Genomic DNA, 18,178 nt, shown 5'->3' on the forward strand with positions numbered 1-18,178 from the left:
ATCTGGCAGGACCAGTTCACGGCCTTGTTATTGACGGAAGGCCACATAGGTGTTACCAGTAAGTAACATTCGGATAGTTACAGACCGGTAACACCCTAGTCAAGAGGTGAACCGAATTTTTAGGGAGACAAGGAGACTGCGATGGCAGACGGCATTACGGATCGCGTGCGTCCCCGGGATCGAATCCTGGAGACGGCGCAGGACATGTTTCACAAACATGGCATCAAGGGCGTCGGCGTAGACGCCATCACGGAAGCCGCCGGTACTAACAAGATGACGCTCTACCGTCATTTTGAGTCGAAGGACGAACTGATCGTCCAGTGCCTGCGCGCCTCTGCGGCCAAGGGCGCCGCGATGTGGGACCAATTCGAGGCTGAGCATCCCGGCGACAAACTCGCCCAGTTGCATGCCTGGATTCGCATGGCGGCGGGTTGTCTGGCTGCTGACGGCCGCGGCTGCGACATGGCCAATGCTGCCGTCGAACTGACTGAAACGGACCATCCGGCTAGGCGTGTCATCAAGGAACTCAAGGAGGCCCAGCGCGACCGCCTGGTTACGCTGTGCCGCGATGCCGGCATCGGTCAGGCCGAGCTTCTGGCCGATACGTTGTCGCTGCTGTTCGAGGGCGCGCGTGTCAGCGTCCAGACCATGGGCTGCGAAGGCCCCAGCACGCAGTTCGTGCGCATGGCTGAAGGCCTGATCAGCTCTTTCAGGGCGCGCTGAATTCCAGCTTTCGGAGTTGAGGAGTCCCCATCATCCGGCGGGGCTTTGGGCTATTCTCCGAACTTGCCGTCAACTCTAATTTAGAATCATTTGAGAATGAAAAAAGCCCGCTGCCGGGAGGAGGTGGCAGCGGGCTCGATTTCGAACGAGATGCGGGAGGAGGTGCACCGCGCTCAGCGTCGGCATCGCATCTGGGAGGAGTAGATGGCCGACACCCAGATGAGTACGGGTTGCCCAATGATTCGGCAACAATGAAAGTTGCATGGCTGCTGTGCAGATTTGCGGCATCTACCCCGACTTGTCGTACAAATCGGAGAAACCGCCACGGCGCGACTTCACTGCACCGGCACGTTTTCCTTGAAGATCAGCCGTGGCTCGATGAACTTCTTCGTCAGGTAGGGCGCGGCGGACGCGATCGAGCCGAGCAGGCGGATCACAGATTGCTCCGCGATCAGCCGCGCATTCTGGTCGATGACGACATCGGCGAGGTCGTCGACGAGATAGCCGCGCGTTTCCTTGGTCAGGTCGTGGCAGATGAAGACCGGCTTCTTCTTTGGCTTGGCCTCGAGCAGCGCTCTCGCCACACCTGAGCGCCCAGCGCCGACGCAGTAGATGCCGAGCAGTTCCGGCTCGTTGTGCAGCGCCTGCATCGTTGCGGTGTAGCTGCCCTCCGGTTCGTCATTGATCTCGACCGCACTCGAGACCGTGAGATTGGGGAATTCCTCTGTCAGCACCGACCGAAAGCCCATCTCGCGCTCCTCGTGCCCGCGATAGGAACGCGAGCCGACGACCATCGCCAGATGACCCTGGCGGCCATTGAGGAAGCGCCCCATCAACAGCGCCGCCGTGCGTCCGGCAACCCGGTTGTCGATGCCGACATAGGCCGAACGCGGGGCGGCTGGAACGTCGGAGACCAGCGTGACAAGGCGGATGCCTGCCTCGACCACATCGCGCAATATGTTGCGCGTTCGCGGATGATCGACGGCAATGACGCCGACGCCATTGGCCTTCAGCGACAGATTTTCAACCGCCGCCTGCAGCGCTGCCGGCGAGATGCCGCCGAGATTGTGGATCCGGCACGAGGCGACCAGCGGCAGGCGCCCCGCATAGTCCTCGATGTGCCCGGCGAGGTCGATCATGAAACCGTTGGCGCCGATCGGCAGGAAGAATTCAAGATGCGCCGGCCGCGACGGCAGCGTCACCTGATCGACCACCGGCAAATAGCCGAGCTGCTTGGCCGCCTCCATCACCCGTTGGCGGTTGGCGGCGCTCGCGCCGGCCCGGTTGTTCAGAACCCGGTCGACGGTCGCGGTCGACAGGCCGCAGCTCCTGGCTATGTCGGCAACGGTGGCTTTCATGGCTGTAGTCATAGAGCATGATCCCGAAAAGTGGGAACCGGTTTTCTCGGACAAACGGGAACCGTTTTGTCAAAAGGTCATGCTCTACAACGAGTTAGAGCGGATGCGTTTCCGTGCCAGACGGCGCGAAGACGGTTCAGCCGTGCGATGGCCCGCCTTCGATGATGGCGTCGCGGATCTCCTTGTCCGACATCCCGGTGATGATGCGTTCGACCTCGGCCACGCTGGTCTTCTTCGGGTCGATGTCGTCGGCCACCACCTTGCCCCGGCGCATGACGACGATGCGGTCAACCACCTGGAAGACATGGTGGATGTTGTGGGCGATGAAGATGCAGGAATGCCCGGAATCGCGCGCGTTGCGCACGAAGCTCAGCACGCCTTGCGTCTCGGCGACGCCGAGATTGTTGGTCGGCTCGTCGAGGATGATCAGGTCGCTGTCGAAGTGCATGGCGCGCGCGATGGCGACGGCCTGCCGCTCGCCGCCGGACAGGGAGCCGATCGGCGTCGTCGGCGGGATGTTCTTGGAGATGCCGACCTGTTTCAACAGGTCGCGGGCGACATTGTTCATCGCCTCCTGGTCCATGCGGTTCAAAAAGCGCGGCGGTTTGATCGGCTCGCGGCCGAGGAACAGGTTGCGCGCGATCGACAGCTGCGTCACCAGTGCCGAATCCTGGTAGATCGTCTCGATGCCGTGCGCGATGGCGTCGCTGGTGCTGCGCAGATTGACCTTCTTGCCGCGGATGAAAATGTCGCCGCTGGTCAGCGGCACCGCCCCCGACAACACCTTGATCAGCGTCGATTTGCCGGCGCCATTGTCGCCGAGCAGGCCGACGATCTCCCTTTCGTTGACATGAAAATTGGCGTCTTCGAGCGCCTGCACGCGCCCGTAGGACTTTTTGATGTTGGACATGCGGATGAGCGGTTCAGCCATGGTTCTAGGTCCCTGCCTGATGCCGGCGTTCCAGCCATGAGTGCAGCGCCATCATGCCGAGGATGATGGCGCCGATGAAGATGTTGTAGGCCAGCCCGGGCACGCCGATCAGCACGATGCCGTTGCGCATGACGCGCAGGATGAGGATGCCGAGCACGGTGCCGATGATGGTGCCGCGCCCACCGGTCAGCGCCGTGCCGCCGATCACCACCATGGCGATGACTTCGAGCTCGTAGCCGGTGCCGCTGTTGGGGTTGGCGGCCGACGTGCGCAGCGACGAGATGACGCCGGCAAGCGAAGCCATCACCGACGACAGCACGAACAGGCCGATCTTGACGCCGCTGACGTTGACGCCGCGCGCCCTTGCGGCGCCTGGATTGCCGCCGGCTGCCTGGATCCAGTTGCCGGTCCGGCTTTGCGTCAGCACGTAGCCCAGCGCGATGGCCGCCGCGATGAACCAGAAGAGCGACATGTAGATGCGGAACGGGCCGATGAAGAAATCACCGACCAGCGCTTCGGCCAGCCAGCTGCCCTCGGCGCTCCACGTCCGCTGCGGAAAGCCGTCGGTGACGAACAGCGCGGTGCCGCGCACCACCAGCAGCATGCCGAGCGTCACCAGGAAGGATGGGATTTTCAGCTGCGTGACGAACCAGCCATTGACCAGGCCGATGAAGGCCGCGATCAGCAGCGCGGCGAGGAAGCCGACCTCCAGCGAGGTCAGGCCGCTGTTGAACAGCGTCCACATCAGCACCGGCGAAAAGCCGAACAGCGAGCCGACCGAAAGATCGAATTCACCCGACGTCATCAACAGCGTCATCGCCAGCGCGATCAGCCCGAGCTCGACGGTGAAGGCCAGCGTGTTGGAGATGTTCTGCGGCGACAGGAAATCGTGGTTGATGCTCCAGAACACCGCGATTTCGACGATGAGCAGAACGAAGGGCCCGAATTCCGGCCTCGCGATCAGGCGTTGGATGAGCGAACGGTTTTCCACTGATAACCTGCGACAGGAAGGGGAAGGCTGAGCCCCGCGCGCAACGCGAAGGGCTCGGCGAAAGACAGTCGCGACCGCGGCTGCGGCCGCGACTGTTGAAGGTCTGGGTTATTTGCCGGACAGGATGTCGTCGTAGACCTGCGCGGTGTCCTTTTCATAGAGCGCGCCGGTGATGACGTTGAAGCCCGGAGGAATGCCTGACGCCGCCATGTTGGCCAGCGACAGCGCGACGTAGCTGGTCGCCTGCGGGTCCTGCCACTGGCCGGCATTGACGTAGCCGGTCAGCACTTCCTGGGTGGTGTCGAGCGAGTTGCCCCAGCCGACGACCGGGATTTCGCCCGGCTTGATGCCGGCCTGGTCGAACACCCGCTTGATCGAGCCGGTGACCAGATCGCCGAGGCCGATGATTGCCTTGACCTTGGCCTTGTTGGCGGTGAGATAGTCGACCATGCGGTTGATGGCTTCGGCCTGGTCGAGGGTCGCTTCGGTGATCTCATAGGTGATCCCCAGCGGTTCGAAGACGCTCTTGATGCCTTCCTCTTCCTGGACGCCGTAGGTGGCGCCGGGGATTTCGACCGGCATCCAGACGAAGTCGCCCTTCTTCACCAGGCCCTTGTCGACCAGATATTGCGCCCAGTGCTTGCCGAAGGTGACGTTGTCGCCGCCGACATAGGCGTCGAAGCTTGCCTTGGGATCGGGCGTGTTGAAGTTGATGATCGGGATCTTGGCCGTGTTGGCTTCCTTGGCGATTTCGATCAGGCTGCCCGGATCGGGGCTGGTGGTGACGATGCCGTCGGCCTTTGCCGAGATCGCGGCGCGCACGGCCTCCTGCTGCGAGGCAACGTCGCCATTGTGGAACGAGGTGTTGACGGTGTTGCCGGTGTCCTTCGCCCATTGCTTGGCGCCGGCCAGGAAGTAGGTCCAGACCGGGTCGGCCGGGCCGCCATGCGAAATCCAGTAGAACGTCTTGGCCTGTGCCGCCGCCGGAACGGCCAGCGCCACAATCAGGCCAAGCACGAGTAATCGTAGCCTCGTCAGCATTTGCTTTCCTCCCATGTTGAAAAACGACCTCCACGTCCGGCGATGATCCGGGCGATGCCCTTGATCCTCTCCTCCTGCCAGCGCCGACCCGGATGCGCAGAGCATCTTCTTTTGCGGCCGATGGCAAGCCTCCATCCGCTCAATGGATGGTGGCGCGATGCAACGCGCCATCAGCGATCCCATCAGATCGCATCAGTTAGAGAGCAATTCCAGGAAAAGTGTGAAACGGTTTTCCGCCCGGAATTGCGTCAAACCAAGAGATAGAGATATTCCCCGGCAAGCAGGCGGGGCTTAAACTCAGGCGCGCGGATTTTCCTGGAAGCGCTCGGCCTGGCGGATGCGCAGCACCTTGTCCAGCCGGTCGAGCGCGAGCGCCAGCACCATCACCGCGCCGATCACGAAGGGGCTCCATGCGGCGTCGATGCCGAACAGGGTCACGCCGCTCAAGATGACCTGGACGATCAGCATGCCGATCACCGCACCGAAGACGGTGCCGCGCCCGCCGGAAAGCGAGGTGCCGCCGATGATCGCCGCGGCAATCGCCATCAGCACGAAACCGCCGCCTTGGTCGACGTCGGTAACGGGAGAGCCAAGCCACAGCGCGCCCGCCAGCCCCGAGACGATGCCCATCAGCACCAGCGTCTGCAGCCGCACAGCACCTGTCGGGATGCCGGCATAGAGCGCCGCCTGCGGATTGCTGCCGACGGCCTGGATCCGGTAGCCGAAGCGGCTGCGGTGAAGCACGAGGTGCATCACCACCGCCATTGCGGCGAAGACAAAGACAGCCGTCGGCACAAGGCCGAACAGCTTGCCGTGAACGATCTCAAAGAAGTCGCCGCCTGGGCTGGCCGGAGCTGTCGCTTGCATCTTGACGGCCACCGCCGCCAGGCCCCGGAACATTGCAAAGGTGCCCAGCGTAACGACGATGGCCGGCAGTCGCAGCGCCACCACCAGCAGGCCGTTGACGAGGCCGAGCCCGGCGCCGAGCAGCACGCCGGCAAGGGCGGCAAGCCACGGGTCGATGCCGGCGGCCAGAAGGAATGCGGTGAGAAGGGCCGCGAGATGGAATATCCAGCCGACGGAAAGGTCGATCTCGCGGAGTGCGAGCACGAACACCATGCCGATCGCCAGCATGCCGGGATAAGCAGCGGTTTCCAGCAACGACAGCACATTGGCCTCATCGAGGAAATCCGGCCGGGCAAAGCCTGTAATCGCCACCAGGACAACGAGCCCGATGAGCGGCCTGAGTTCGACGGGCAGGCGAAGGCTGCGCTTCGGGTGGGCAGCCGAACCGGCAAGCTGTAGCATGGGATCCAATCGTGTCATGCCATGGCTCCCACGAGTTTCTTTTTCGGCCGCTCCGCCTCCGGCATCTCGCCGGTGGTGGTCAGTTGCAGCACTGTCCTTCGCTTCATCTCGGCGCCGGACAGCTCGCCGGCGACCCGGCCGCGGTGGAAGACAAGGACGCGGTTGCTGAGGTTGGTCAGGTCGGACGGCTCGACCGAACGCAGCAAAACGATACAGCCATTGGCTGCCATCTGCCGGATCAGCGCATAGATCTTGCGCTTGGCAGCCGCCTCGATACCGCCAGCCGGATTGTCTAGGAGCAGCACTTGCGGCGCCGTCTCCAGCCATTTGGCGACTACGATCTTCTGCTGATCGCCGGCCAGCAGCGAATTCACCGGCGCGTCCGGCAGGCCCTTGATGCGCAGCGCATCGATCTGCCTTGCGGCGGCGGCGATCGCGGCCTTGGGCGAGTAGCGGCGCGACCCCCAGTTGCGGGCGCCGGTAGCGATGTTGCCTATGTTGAAGGCCAGCGACCGGTCGGGCATCAGGCCGTTGCACAGGCGGTTAGCCGGCACCAGGCCGATGCCGCGCCGCGCCGCTTCGGTCGGATTTCCAGGCAAGCCGTAGCCGTCGGGGAGCCGCACCCTGCCGCTTTGCGCCTTGCGCAGGCCAAACAGCATCTCGAACAGGTGTTCAACGCCTGACCCCTCAAGCCCGGCCAAGCCGATGATCTCGCCGGAGCGGGCGGTGAAGCTGACGCCGGAAATCCGGCCGCCGCTCAGACCCTCCACCGTGATCCGCGGCCTTATCGTGCTGGCATTGGCCGGCAGTGCAGGCGGGAACAGGCTGCCGCGCTGCTGGCCGATCATGGCGTCGATCACATCGGCTTCGCTCAACGCCGAGCGCTCACTTGTCAGCACGTCACGGCCGTTGCGCATCACGGTGACCTGGTCTGCGATCGCAAACACATCCTCCAGCCGGTGCGAGACATAGAGCACGCTCGTGCCCTTGGCCTTGAGGTCACTTAGTACGGTGAACAGGTGCTCGGTCTGGCGCCGGTCGAGCGCAGAATTCGGTTCATCGAGGATCAGCAGCCTCGGGCCTTCCAGAATTGCGCGGCCGAGTTCGACATATTGCCGTTCGCCCATGCCGAGTTGTCCCACAGGAGCGTGGACATCGACGTCGAGCTTGAGTTGCCGAAGCAAGGTGCGGCTGCGTGCCTCCATCTCGCGCCTGGAGACGAAGCCATTGCGCAACGGCTCGCGATTGACGAACAGATTGGCCAGCACCGAGCGGTCGGCAAACAGGCCGAGCCCCTGGTGGACGACGCCGAAGCTGTGCTTGCGTGCAGCGATCGGGCTGTCGACGGTGACGATCTGGTCGCCGACGCGGATGGTGCCGCTGTTGGGCCGGAGCACGCCGGCAAGCACCTTCACCAGCGTCGACTTTCCGGCGCCGCTTTCACCGACGACAGCATGGATGGTCCCCTGTCCGACAGACAGGTTCATATCCCTGAGCGCGACAACGCCGCCATAACGCATGGCGAGATTGCGCACCGATATCATCGGCAAACCGAGCATGCGATTCGGCCCCCACAGACCGCGCCCCGATCCTGGAGCGAATTTCCGATACAGTCACCCGGATTCCGCTAACAAACGGCTTACAGGGACCGGATACGAACGTTTATCGGCTATCCGTTCGTCCCGCTGCTCCGAAATCAGATCAGGTCGGCCTTGGCGAGGTCCCGCATGAGATGGCTGGCGCCGTAGGTCCAGTGCGGGCAATCGGGCGACAGAAGCACGCGGTTCACCAGCGCGCCGAATTTCTCCGACGAGATGGTGACGATGTCGCCGATCTTGTGGGTGAATCCCTTGCCCTTCTCGCCGCGATCCTTCGACGGCACGAACATGGTGCCGAGATAAAGCGCCAAGCCGTCGGGATACTGGTGGTGCGGCCCCATGGCGGCCGCGACCAGCTCTTCGGGCGAACGGCTGATCTCGGCCATCGAGCTCGCGCCCTCCAGCGAAAACCCGTCCTCGCCCTCGACCTTCAGCCGCACCGTGGCGCGCTTGACATCGTCGATGGAAAAGCTTGCGTCGAACAACCGGATGAAGGGCCCAAGCGAGGCCGAGGCATTGTTGTCCTTGGCCTTGCCGAGCAGCAGCGCCGAGCGTCCCTCGACGTCGCGCAGATTGACGTCGTTGCCGATGGTCGCGCCGACGATCTTGCCGGTGCTGGCGGCGATCATGGCGATCTCCGGCTCGGGGTTGTTCCAGGTGGAGACAGGATGCAGCCCGACATCGGCGCCGAAGCCGACGGACGCCATCGGCTGGCATTTGGTGAAGATCTCGGCGTCGGGGCCGATGCCGACTTCCAGATATTGCGACCAGGCGCCGCGCTGGATGAGCTTGGCCTTGATCTCCATCGCTTCGGGCGAGCCGGGCTTCAGCTTGGACAGATCGTGGCCGATCAGCCCGGCAATGTCGGCGCGGATGGCGTCGGCCTTTTCCGCCGAGCCGCGCGCCTGCTCCTCGATGACGCGTTCGAGCAGGCTGACCACGAAGGTCACGCCCGACGCCTTCACCGCCTGCAGGTCGACAGGCGAGAGCAGATAGGGTTTTGCCGGATCGCGGGTGGCCTGAAAACTGTTGGCGGCGATCGCGTCGAGCGAGCCGATCGGTTCGCCCTTGGCAGAGCGCACGTGTCCGGCCGGATCGGCCATCTCGCAGATGTCGCGCACTGTGGGTGCGGTGGTCGAGGTGACGTCGAAAACGATGCCGTCGCGCACGGTGACCACCAGCGGATGCGAGGCATCGCTTGCCCTGGCTCGGCCGATGAAGAGCCCGTCGGCGGGAAGCTGCGTTGGGTTCGTCATGGCTTACGGTCCTTTGATGATCGAGATGGCAGCTGGGCCGCTGCACTTTCACCGGATTCACGCCAAAGGTCTATCCCGTGGCGCAGGCAATTGTCGGTTCTGACATGAGGCCCGCCCTTTCAAAAAAATGAAACTGGCACTAGAATTTTCATTTTCCGCATACTCCAGGTGAAGCCTTGCCCGCACCGTTTTCCGTTCCGATCTGGCAGAAGCCGCAGACCGCATCCGCCTTCCAGTTGCTCGTCACTGCGCCGGTCGACGTTGCCATCGTCGGCGGCGGCTTCATGGGCCTGTCGACCGCCTTGCACGCAGCCCGGCTCGGTCTCGGTGTACAGGTGCTGGAGGCTGGCGAGATCGGCCAGGGCGCCTCGGGCCTCAATGGCGGCCAGGTCATTCCCGGCCTGAAATATGATCCCGAATGGCTGCTCGAGCATTTCGGCCCCGAGCGTGGCCAAGCGCTGGTCGATTTCGCCGCCTCGGCGGCGGATACGGTGTTCGATCTCATCCGCGACGAAAAGCTGGCGGTGCCGCTCACCCGCAAGGGCTGGATCCAGGCCGCGCATACCGAAACCGCATTGAAAGCGGCGGCGAACAGGGATGGTCAATGGCGGGCGCGTGGCGCCGATGTCCGGCTTCTGAATGAAAGCGAGATCGCCGATATGACCGGCGCGCAAGGCTATCTCGGCGGCTGGCTCGACCGCCGCGCCGGCATCATCGATCCGCTCGCCTATACAGTGGAACTGGCGCGCATCGCCGCCGCCGCCGGCGCCAGCATTGCCGAGCGGCAGAAGGTGGTGAAACTCCGCAAGGAGGCCGGCCTTTGGCGTGTCTCAACCGAAAGCGGCGCCGAGGTGCGGGCGAAAGCGGTTGTCCTGGCGACGAACGCCTATACCGATGGACTGCTTCCGGGCCTCGCGGAAACGATCGTGCCGCTGCATTCCTTCCAGGTCGCGACCGCGCCGCTGTCATCCAACCTTGCGGCGACGATCCTGCCGGAAGGGCAGGCGGTGTCCGACTCCAGGCGCATTCTCGTCTACTACCGCAAAACAGCCGACGGCCATCTGGTGCTTGGCGGCCGGGGCCGCATGGCGCGGCCGAGGAGCGAGGCCGACTGGGCGCATCTGCAGCACGCGCTGGTGCGGCTCTATCCGGCGCTCTCCGATGTCGTCATCGAGAAGCGCTGGTTCGGCCGCGTGGCGATGACACCGGATCACCTGCCGCACATCCATGAGCCGGAAAAGGGCCTGCTCGCCGTGGTTGGTTGCCAGGGCAGGGGCGTCGGCCTGATGACCGCGCTGGGAAAACGCATGGCGGGCTACCTCGCGGGCGGCGATGTCAATCAATTGCCGTTCCCGCTGTCGCCGGTCCGGCCGATCCCGTTCCACGCCTTCCGCCAGGTCGGCGTCGCCGCGACCATCGCCTGGTACCGGATGCTCGACGCCTTCGAGCGCTGATTGGGTGCCGGTCGCCTAGGCCTCGTGGATTCAGCTTGACAGTTTCACAAATATGAAAAAAGCTAAGCCGATTTCATATTTCCGTTGAGCAGTCCGATGTCGAGCATCGTTGCAACAGAAGCGCCGGCAGGGTCGTCCCGAGGCTTCCGCTTCGCCATGTTGCTGCCGGGCGGGCTGGTCACCTTGTTCCTGATCCTGTTTGCCCTTGGCCTTGTGCTCTTCCTCTCACTTCGCGGCAATGACGGTTCGCTGCTCGGCGCCGGCTTCACGGCAGGCAACTTCATCACCGTGGTCTCCGATCCGCTCTACTGGACGGTGACGCTGCGCTCGCTGGTGATCGCCGGCCTGGTGACGCTGGCGACCGTCGTCACCGCCTATCCCGTCGCCTACTATCTCGCCTTCCATGCCGGCCGCCGCCGCAGCCTGCTTTTGTTTCTGGTGACCCTGCCGTTCTGGACCAGCTATCTCCTGCGCGTCTTCGCCTGGAAGATCGTGCTCGCCTACAACGGCGTCTTGAACTCGGCGCTGATCGAAAGCGGCATCTGGTCGGAGCCGACGCTGGCCTTCCTCAACACGCCGGCGGCGGTGGTCGCCACGCTGGCGCATGCCTATGCGCCCTTCGCCATCCTGCCGATCTATGTGGCGCTGGACACCATCCCGAAATCACTGCTCGAAGCCGCCTCCGATCTCGGCGCCAGACCGTTCACGGCGTTTCGCCGCGTCGTCTTGCCCAATTCGATGCCGGGCGTTCTGGCGGCCGCCCTCGTCGTCTTTGTGCCGACGGTCGGCGACTATGTCACCCCGGCCATGGTCGGCGGTCCCGCCAGCACCATGATCGGCACATTGATCCAGTCGCAGTTCGGCAAGGCCAATGACTGGCCGTTCGGGGCGGCACTTTCAGTCTGCGTGATGCTGGTCATCCTCTGCGTGGTGCTGGTCGCACGCGGCGCCGACCGCAGATTCGGCAGCCGCACATGAGCGCCGCGCGGAGAGATGATGGCCGCGGCTGGCTCGGCGTCTATGTGCTTGCCTATCTCGTCTTCCTCTATCTGCCGGTGCTGTTGATCCCGCTGTTTTCCTTCAACAACTCCATCCAGGCCGCGTTTCCGCTGCAGGGCTTCACGCTCGAATGGTATGCCACGCTCTATGGCAATCCGGCGCTGTCCGGCGCGCTTTTGAACAGTCTCGTCATTGGCGTCGTGGCCGCCGCCGGCGCCACGCTCTGCGGCATCACCGTCTCCTATATGGACCTCTACGGTCGTTCGCCGCTCGCCGCCACCATCAGCGCCATCTCCAGGCTGCCGATCCTGATCCCCGGCGTCATCGTCGGCATATCGTTGCTGATCCTCGTCAATCTCATCGGCCTCGGCCCGTCGCGCATCGCCATCGTTCTCGGCCACATACTGGTGGCGCTGCCGACCACCGTGGTGATCATGCGCAGCCGGTTTGCCGCAATTCCGAAAACCATTCGCGAGGCCGCACTCGATCTCGGCGCTTCCGACTGGACGACCTTCCGGCGGGTGATGTTGCCGCTCTCGCTGCCGGCCATCGTCTCGGCCTTCATGCTGGCCTTTCTGATTTCCTTCGACGAGTTCATCGTCGTCTTCTTCCTCGCCGGCACCGAGCCGACGCTGCCGCTCTACATCTGGAGCCAACTGCGTTTTCCTCGCTCGCTGCCGACCGTGATGGCGCTGGGGACAGCTATCCTTGCTGTGTCAGTCATCATCGCCGGCATCGCCGAAATCCTGCGCCATCGCGGGCTGAGCACAGCCCGTCGGACGGCGCCCACCAGTCCAGCCTGAACCATAACAAAAGAGGAGAACCGAAATGGCATTCGACCCGAAATCAATTACTGGGCTGAAATCGATCACTGGCCCGAAATCGATCACTGCAAAGACAGCCCGCACCGGGCTTGCCGCGCTTGCAATCGTCCTGTCGTCGACTGTCGCCTTCGCCGCCGACAAGCTGCAATATTTCACTTGGTCCGGCTATGAACTGCCAGACTTCAACAAGAGCTTCCTGACGGCCCATCCCGATGGCGTCGAGGCCTCGATCTTCGGCGACGACGACGATGCCTTCACCAAGGTCAAGGCCGGCTTCCGCCCCGATATCGCCCATCCCTGCTACGACAAGGTGGCGCGCTGGAACAAGGAAGGCCTGCTGCAGCCGATCGATACCAAGCGCATCAAGAACTGGGATTCGATCTTCCCGGTGTTCAAGAACCTGCCCGACATCCAGGCCGGCGACGGCAAGGTCTGGATGGTGCCGTGGGATTGGGGCAACACCTCGATCCTCTACCGCACCGATCTGGTGAAGAACCCGGAAGCGAGCTGGAACCTTCTGTGGGACAAGCAATATGCCGGCCGCATGGCGACCATCGATGCCGTGCATGACACGCCGATCGTTGCAGCACTTCTGGCCGGCGTAAACCCCTTCGATATGACGCCGGAGCAGATGGACAAGGTGGCGGAAAAATTGCGCGAGCAGCGTCCGCTGCTCTCCAACTACACCACCGACATGACCTCGGTCGAACAGGCGCTGGCCAGCGGCCAGCTGGTCGCCGCCATGACCTGGAACGCGTCGGCAACCTCGCTGAAGAAGCAGGGCGTGCCGGTCGAGTTCATGAAGCCGAAGGAGGGCATGCTGACCTGGGCCTGCGGCTTCGTCATGCTCAAGGACGCCAAAAACGTCGACCTCGCCTATGACTTCATCAACAGCCGGCTCGACGCCGACTCGGGTAAGTACCTGATCCAGGCCTACGGCTATGGCAGCTCGCTGAGCACCGCCTTCGCCGGCGTGGCGAAGGACGAACTGGACAAGCTGCAATTGCCGGCGGACCCGGAGGTGATGCTGAAGACCACCATCTTCACCGGCCCGATGAAGCAGAACGACGATGTGGCGAAGATGTTCGAGAAAGTGAAGGCGGGCGGGTGAGGGATCCATCGCCGACGGTTGCGCTGCCCCTCACCTGCCTGCCGGCATCCTCTCCCCGTATAGTGACGGGGAGAGGGGCGCTGTCACCAGCGATTTCGCAAATCGCAAACGTTGCAGAAATGGCGCCGAGTTTGCGACCAGCCGCTTTCTCCCCGTCACTATACGGGGAGAAATGTCCGGCAGGACAATGAGGGCAGCGCCGACGGCAGGTAATTGTGACTAATCTCCTGAAGCCGCGGGTCTTGCCGCCGCGCCAAAGACTGCAACAAGGACCAACTGATGGACATGCTTGAAGCGAAACCAAAGGCCGACGCCGACATTCGCGTCGGCCGGCGCGTGCGGGCGCTGCGGCTGGAGCGCAATTTGTCGTTGGCCGAGCTGGCAGCAAAAGCCGGCGTCTCCATTGGTGCGCTGAGCCAGATCGAGCGCGGCCTGTCTTCGCTGCGCGTCAAGGTGATCTGGCCGCTTGCGGCCGCGCTCGACATCGAGCCTTTGGCGCTGATCACCGACGGCAACGAAGCCGCCAACGATCTCTATTGCGTGCGCGCCGACAAAAGGCGGCAGCTCCCGGTCAAGTCGGAAGGCATCGCCAAGGCGCTGCTGTCGCCGCCGGGCGCGGCGCTGACCGGCCTCTTGGTGACCGTGGAAGCCGATGGCGGCACGGCGGAAGCCTATGCGCATATCGGTCACGAGTTCGGCTATGTCCTGTCGGGCGAGGTCGAACTGGTGGTGGACTCGACAAAATACGTGCTGAAGAGCGGCGACTCCTTTGCCTTCAAGAGCACGCTTCTGCACGCCTTCCGCAATCCCGGCACCGAGCCTTGCCAGATCCTCTGGGTCAACACCACCAAGCCGTCCGAGGTTCGCGATGGCGCCTGATGCGCTGGTACGCCTGGACACGGTCTCGAAGGTTTTCCCCGGCGGCATTGTCGGGCTCGACGCCGTCGATCTCGACATTATCAGCGGCGAGTTCATCACCCTGCTCGGGCCCTCGGGCTGCGGCAAGACCACCAGCCTGCGCGTCATTGCCGGTTTCGAGAGCCCGTCGAGCGGCAAGGTGCTGCTCGATGGTCGCGACATCACCGCGCTCAGGCCGTTCGACCGTCCCGTCAACACCGTGTTCCAGGATTATGCGCTGTTCCCGCATATGAAGGTCGCCGAGAATGTCGGCTTCGGCCTGTCGCTGCGCAAACTGTCCGGCGCCGAGCAGGCAAAGCGCGTCCGCGAAGCCCTCGACATGGTCGGCCTCGCCGACAAGCTCGGCACCCGCGTTTCCGAACTGTCGGGTGGCCAGCGCCAGCGCGTCGCGCTCGCCCGCGCCATAGTCTGCGAGCCGCGCGTTCTGTTGCTCGATGAACCGCTGTCGGCGCTCGATGCGCATCTGCGCGAACAGATGCAGGTCGAACTGAAGCGGCTGCAGTCGCGGCTCGGCACCACCTTCGTCATGGTCACCCACGACCAGACCGAAGCGCTGTCGATCTCCGACCGCATCGTCGTCATGAACAAGGGCCGCATCGAGCAGATCGCGCCGCCGGCTACGCTTTACGACCGGCCGGCGACGAAATTCGTCGCAAGCTTCATCGGCACCATGAACCTCTTGCAATCGCGCTTCATCGGCCGCGACGGCGACCGCCTGCGCTTCGCCGCTGGCGGGCTTTCGCTGGAAGCAACATCTGAAACCGGCGACACACCCGGCGAAGGCACTGAGCGCACCATCGGCGTTCGCCCCGAGGACTTGCTGGCCACCACCGATGCCGCCGCCGGCACCGCGCCGGCGCGCGTCAACTCCATCGTCTTCCACGGCCGCACGCTGCGGCTGCATGCTGAGCTGGGGCAGGGATTGCCGGTGGTGATCGATGCGCCGCGCCAGGCCGAGGGCTTTCAATTCAGCGTCGGCGACGTGGCGCATATCAGCCTGCGCCGTGGTGCCAACTGCCCTATGCTGCCAAGCTGATCCAACCCAATCCCTTCATCGACGGTTGGATTTAACCTGCTGTGAAGATCGCCAAGGTGGAATTAAGTGTGAATTGACTCGCAAAGGAACATATTCCTACTTTGCGGGATGCCCGAACTAAGCACCCGACCGCGCCGAAATGTGCAAACCCTCTGCTTGGCGCATGAAGTCGGGCAGCTAATTCGTGTTCGATGTCGGAACTGCAACATCACTCGACACTATCTGCCTGGCGATCTCGCAAAGCTGGTTGGTGATATCCCCTTTTGGGATGTGGAGCGGCACATGCGGTGCGAGCGCTGCAAAGGTCGTGAGCTCGATGCAGGCATCATTCTGCCAAGCGCTGCTGAACGCCTTAAAATTCGCGTCAGACGTCTTGTCGAAATCCGCATGGTTCGCCGGGTAATCTGGCGAGACGACGATTGAGGAGAGCCGATTTCGGGCTAAAACAGAGACCCTTGGGCCGGGGCCTGTGGTGGGAACTTGATCTGTGTGGCTGGCTTCTCAACGATCACCAACGCGTCGTTGGGCGCCGTCCGCTGCAAATGCCGTGCTTTCGACCATGGCGCCGTCAGCCAAGCCTCGGTTTCCTCCGGCGTGGTGAGGATCACGGGCATAGCCTTCTCATGGATCGGCGCAATGAGAGCATTAGGCTTGGTGGTCATGAAGGCGTATAGCTCGAAGTCGCCGGGACCGTCCTTGACCTTTCGCACGCCCTGCCAAGACGTCCAGAAACCAGCGAAGAAGAACAACGGCCGGCTCTCGCCACGGGCAAACCAGTAATTTCGCTGGATTCCTGTTTCCGGGTCTTTATCGTTCGCCGCAGGGCTGGGCTCGGCAAAGCTGGTCACCGGCACGACACATCTGTGCTCGACCCCCACATATTGCTGCCAGTGCGAATATTGCGGATTGCGAACGTTGGTGGTGCCGTAGTCGGCCTTACCTTTCATGCGCTCGGGCGGCGTTGGCAAACCCCAAAGCAGTTTCGCCAGTTCACGCTCCCCATCCGCCCTGTTGCGAACGACAAGCCCAGGTTGATTGGGATAGACATCAAGCGAAGGTTCGAGGTTGCCGCTGATATCGTGCAATGTGCGGGTCCATTGGCGGACCGCCTCTTGCGTCGTCGTGATGTTGTAGAGGTTGCACATGCACCCAGCATTGCGGAATTGGCTTTTGTCTGCAACCGAAGTCGCTGTCCGACGCCGCCGCAATCGTCGTCACACAGCCGCGCTATATCATCGTCCTGACACACCTTGTCAGCTGTCGTGCGGGTAAAGGTGGCGGGCCGGCAAGCGCTTCCCTACTTCAAACCAGTCTGAACAGGAGGAACACACATGACCATCGCGGATGTTGCCAAGGATTTCACCGAAATGCTCCAGCAGGGGGATCACCTGGGTGCTGGTGAAAAGTACAATGCCGATGATATCGTCAGCCTCGAAGCGATGGAGGGGCCGATGGCCATTGCCCGTGGCAAGGAAGCTCTCAGGCAAAAGGGCGAATGGTGGCAAGCGAACCACGAAGTCCATGGCGGCTCTGTCGAAGGCCCCTATGTCAACGGCGACCAGTTCGCGGTGCGCTTCAAGTTCGACATAACGCCCAAGGCCACCGGCGAACGGGTCACCATGGACGAGGTTGGCCTGTACACGGTCAAGAACGGCAAGATCACAGAAGAGCGCTTCTACTACTGAGCCCGGGTGCCGTCGGGTTCCGGCGCGCTTCGCTGCACGACCCAAAAACTAGGCGGCCGGGACAAAGTCCTGGCCGCAGTGGGAAAAGCTCAAATGGTCTTCACATACTGCGCCAACTGATCGGCCACCGTGCCCCAGCCGTCGAAGAACCCCATCTCTTCATGATTGTTGCGGGTAGCCTCGTCGCGATGGATGGCCGTTGCCGTGTAGCGCGTGCCCTTGTCATCCGACTGAAGCGAAATGACTGCGGTGATGAAGGGCTCGCCGGAGGGCCGATAGCCCGGCAGCAGCGCATCGGTCCACACCAGCCGCTCGTTCGGCACGATCTCGAGATAGCAGCAATGGCGGTCGTTGACCTCCTTGCCGTCGGGCGATTGCATGCGCGTCCGGAACAGTCCGCCCGGACGAAGGTCGATCTCGCAATCGGTGATCAGCCAGGGCTTGGGCGTGAACCATTGCTTGACATGCTCCGGCACCGTCATCGCGCTCCACAAGAGTTCGCGCGGCGCGTCGAGCTTGCGCTCCAGCACAAGGTCCAGTCTGGGGTCGGGCTTGAAGGGATAGCTCACTTTTCTTGCTCCTTGAGGCTCATCACATAGGCGTCGAATTGATCGAGTCGGCGCTCCCACAGCGTGCGCTGTTCGGCCAGCCAGTTTTCGGCGAACTGCAGCGGTTCGGGCGCCAGCTGATAGGTCCTGGTGCGGCCGATTTTTTCCGATCGCACCAGACCGCAGCCTTCCAGCACTTTCAGATGCTCGATGAAGGAAGGCAGCGCCATCTCGAAAGGCTGCGCCAACTCGCTGACCGAGGCCGGACTGCGGTTCAACCGCTCGACCACGCGCCGCCGCGTCGGGTCAGCCAGCGCGCGGAAGATGCCGTCGATCGGCGGGAGACTTGTAGTTGGGGCGAGGAGGCTTGGCATGGGCGATCCTGAGGTCTGTCGAC

At 63.1% G+C, this 18,178-nt stretch carries 18 protein-coding genes; 8 read left to right on the top strand and 10 right to left on the bottom strand.

Annotated features, from left to right (window positions below):
- Positions 1 to 141: 141 nt before the first annotated feature.
- Positions 142 to 723, top strand: coding sequence for a TetR/AcrR family transcriptional regulator (locus NKI37_RS15375; RefSeq protein ID WP_352790431.1), 582 nt, complete (start codon positions 142 to 144; stop codon positions 721 to 723).
- Positions 724 to 1,058: 335 nt separating this feature from the next.
- Here the strand turns inward: NKI37_RS15375 and NKI37_RS15380 are convergent, their stop codons facing one another.
- The 7 genes from NKI37_RS15380 to NKI37_RS15410 form a co-directional block, all read right to left on the bottom strand.
- Entirely contained in the window at positions 1,059 to 2,081 is a 1,023-nt protein-coding gene (locus tag NKI37_RS15380) for a LacI family DNA-binding transcriptional regulator (protein ID WP_023668516.1), read from the bottom strand.
- 136 nt (positions 2,082 to 2,217) lie between these two features.
- The gene (locus tag NKI37_RS15385) at positions 2,218 to 3,012 is read right to left on the bottom strand and encodes an ATP-binding cassette domain-containing protein (protein ID WP_023668515.1); all 795 of its coding nucleotides are present in this window, start codon (positions 3,010 to 3,012) and stop codon (positions 2,218 to 2,220) included.
- Between the two features lie 4 nt (positions 3,013 to 3,016).
- Complete coding sequence (locus NKI37_RS15390) at positions 3,017 to 4,003, bottom strand: ABC transporter permease (RefSeq protein WP_023668514.1); 987 nt, start codon at positions 4,001 to 4,003, stop codon at positions 3,017 to 3,019.
- Positions 4,004 to 4,111: 108 nt separating this feature from the next.
- The gene (locus tag NKI37_RS15395; RefSeq protein ID WP_023687083.1) at positions 4,112 to 5,044 is read right to left on the bottom strand and encodes a substrate-binding domain-containing protein; all 933 of its coding nucleotides are present in this window, start codon (positions 5,042 to 5,044) and stop codon (positions 4,112 to 4,114) included.
- Positions 5,045 to 5,341: 297 nt separating this feature from the next.
- A complete protein-coding gene (locus NKI37_RS15400; protein ID WP_352790433.1) occupies positions 5,342 to 6,370 on the bottom strand; it encodes an ABC transporter permease in 1,029 nt (342 codons plus the stop codon).
- Complete coding sequence (locus NKI37_RS15405) at positions 6,367 to 7,911, bottom strand: sugar ABC transporter ATP-binding protein (protein ID WP_352790435.1); 1,545 nt, start codon at positions 7,909 to 7,911, stop codon at positions 6,367 to 6,369. Before NKI37_RS15405 ends, NKI37_RS15400 begins: the two co-directional genes overlap by 4 nt.
- A 137-nt stretch (positions 7,912 to 8,048) precedes the next feature.
- Positions 8,049 to 9,206, bottom strand: coding sequence for a fumarylacetoacetate hydrolase family protein (locus NKI37_RS15410; protein ID WP_023668510.1), 1,158 nt, complete (start codon positions 9,204 to 9,206; stop codon positions 8,049 to 8,051).
- Between the two features lie 176 nt (positions 9,207 to 9,382).
- On the opposite strand from NKI37_RS15410, the gene NKI37_RS15415 reads away from it, so the two are divergent.
- The 6 genes from NKI37_RS15415 (at position 9,383) to NKI37_RS15440 (ending at position 15,548) form a co-directional block, all read left to right on the top strand.
- The gene (locus tag NKI37_RS15415) at positions 9,383 to 10,660 is read left to right on the top strand and encodes an NAD(P)/FAD-dependent oxidoreductase (RefSeq protein WP_023747935.1); all 1,278 of its coding nucleotides are present in this window, start codon (positions 9,383 to 9,385) and stop codon (positions 10,658 to 10,660) included.
- A gap of 96 nt (positions 10,661 to 10,756) precedes the next feature.
- Positions 10,757 to 11,638 carry an ABC transporter permease gene (locus NKI37_RS15420; protein ID WP_352790439.1) on the top strand — a complete coding sequence of 294 codons (882 nt, stop codon included), beginning with the start codon at positions 10,757 to 10,759 and terminating at the stop codon, positions 11,636 to 11,638.
- Positions 11,635 to 12,462: an ABC transporter permease gene (locus NKI37_RS15425; RefSeq protein WP_023709184.1), complete on the top strand. Its 828-nt coding sequence runs from the start codon at positions 11,635 to 11,637 to the stop codon at positions 12,460 to 12,462. The genes NKI37_RS15420 and NKI37_RS15425 overlap by 4 nt, the downstream gene beginning before the upstream one ends.
- Before the next feature lie 25 nt (positions 12,463 to 12,487).
- Positions 12,488 to 13,594: an ABC transporter substrate-binding protein gene (locus NKI37_RS15430; RefSeq protein WP_023668506.1), complete on the top strand. Its 1,107-nt coding sequence runs from the start codon at positions 12,488 to 12,490 to the stop codon at positions 13,592 to 13,594.
- Between the two features lie 279 nt (positions 13,595 to 13,873).
- Positions 13,874 to 14,473 carry a helix-turn-helix domain-containing protein gene (locus NKI37_RS15435; protein WP_023668505.1) on the top strand — a complete coding sequence of 200 codons (600 nt, stop codon included), beginning with the start codon at positions 13,874 to 13,876 and terminating at the stop codon, positions 14,471 to 14,473.
- Positions 14,463 to 15,548, top strand: a complete 1,086-nt coding sequence (locus NKI37_RS15440) for an ABC transporter ATP-binding protein (RefSeq protein WP_352790441.1) — start codon at positions 14,463 to 14,465, stop codon at positions 15,546 to 15,548. The genes NKI37_RS15435 and NKI37_RS15440 overlap by 11 nt, the downstream gene beginning before the upstream one ends.
- A gap of 440 nt (positions 15,549 to 15,988) precedes the next feature.
- On the opposite strand, the gene NKI37_RS15445 is transcribed toward NKI37_RS15440, so the two are convergent.
- Positions 15,989 to 16,693: an SOS response-associated peptidase gene (locus NKI37_RS15445; protein ID WP_023668503.1), complete on the bottom strand. Its 705-nt coding sequence runs from the start codon at positions 16,691 to 16,693 to the stop codon at positions 15,989 to 15,991.
- A 186-nt stretch (positions 16,694 to 16,879) separates the two neighbouring features.
- Here NKI37_RS15445 and NKI37_RS15450 point away from each other — a divergent pair, with 186 nt between their 5' ends.
- Complete coding sequence (locus tag NKI37_RS15450) at positions 16,880 to 17,233, top strand: nuclear transport factor 2 family protein (protein WP_023668502.1); 354 nt, start codon at positions 16,880 to 16,882, stop codon at positions 17,231 to 17,233.
- 89 nt (positions 17,234 to 17,322) lie between these two features.
- On the opposite strand, the gene NKI37_RS15455 is transcribed toward NKI37_RS15450, so the two are convergent.
- Entirely contained in the window at positions 17,323 to 17,802 is a 480-nt protein-coding gene (locus NKI37_RS15455) for an SRPBCC family protein (protein WP_023668501.1), read from the bottom strand.
- Positions 17,799 to 18,155 (bottom strand): ArsR/SmtB family transcription factor, encoded by a 357-nt coding sequence (locus NKI37_RS15460; RefSeq protein WP_352790443.1) that lies wholly within the window; start codon positions 18,153 to 18,155, stop codon positions 17,799 to 17,801. Before NKI37_RS15460 ends, NKI37_RS15455 begins: the two co-directional genes overlap by 4 nt.
- Between the last annotated feature and the right edge of the window lie 23 nt (positions 18,156 to 18,178).

Origin of the sequence: Mesorhizobium sp. M0626, from assembly GCF_040320665.1 — a bacterium.
Lineage (GTDB): Bacteria > Pseudomonadota > Alphaproteobacteria > Rhizobiales > Rhizobiaceae > Mesorhizobium.

Bases quoted from the DNA above. Each gene is read 5' to 3' on its own strand.
- NKI37_RS15375 (WP_352790431.1), top strand. From the start codon at position 142: ATGGCAGACGGCATTACGGATCGCGTGCGTCCCCGGGATCGAATCCTG.
- NKI37_RS15380 (WP_023668516.1), bottom strand. From the start codon at position 2,081: ATGAAAGCCACCGTTGCCGACATAGCCAGGAGCTGCGGCCTGTCGACC.
- NKI37_RS15385 (WP_023668515.1), bottom strand. From the start codon at position 3,012: ATGGCTGAACCGCTCATCCGCATGTCCAACATCAAAAAGTCCTACGGG.
- NKI37_RS15395 (WP_023687083.1), bottom strand. From the start codon at position 5,044: ATGCTGACGAGGCTACGATTACTCGTGCTTGGCCTGATTGTGGCGCTG.
- NKI37_RS15400 (WP_352790433.1), bottom strand. From the start codon at position 6,370: ATGACACGATTGGATCCCATGCTACAGCTTGCCGGTTCGGCTGCCCAC.
- NKI37_RS15405 (WP_352790435.1), bottom strand. From the start codon at position 7,911: ATGCTCGGTTTGCCGATGATATCGGTGCGCAATCTCGCCATGCGTTAT.
- NKI37_RS15410 (WP_023668510.1), bottom strand. From the start codon at position 9,206: ATGACGAACCCAACGCAGCTTCCCGCCGACGGGCTCTTCATCGGCCGA.
- NKI37_RS15420 (WP_352790439.1), top strand. From the start codon at position 10,757: ATGTCGAGCATCGTTGCAACAGAAGCGCCGGCAGGGTCGTCCCGAGGC.
- NKI37_RS15425 (WP_023709184.1), top strand. From the start codon at position 11,635: ATGAGCGCCGCGCGGAGAGATGATGGCCGCGGCTGGCTCGGCGTCTAT.
- NKI37_RS15430 (WP_023668506.1), top strand. From the start codon at position 12,488: ATGGCATTCGACCCGAAATCAATTACTGGGCTGAAATCGATCACTGGC.
- NKI37_RS15435 (WP_023668505.1), top strand. From the start codon at position 13,874: ATGGACATGCTTGAAGCGAAACCAAAGGCCGACGCCGACATTCGCGTC.
- NKI37_RS15440 (WP_352790441.1), top strand. From the start codon at position 14,463: ATGGCGCCTGATGCGCTGGTACGCCTGGACACGGTCTCGAAGGTTTTC.
- NKI37_RS15445 (WP_023668503.1), bottom strand. From the start codon at position 16,693: ATGTGCAACCTCTACAACATCACGACGACGCAAGAGGCGGTCCGCCAA.
- NKI37_RS15450 (WP_023668502.1), top strand. From the start codon at position 16,880: ATGACCATCGCGGATGTTGCCAAGGATTTCACCGAAATGCTCCAGCAG.
- NKI37_RS15460 (WP_352790443.1), bottom strand. From the start codon at position 18,155: ATGCCAAGCCTCCTCGCCCCAACTACAAGTCTCCCGCCGATCGACGGC.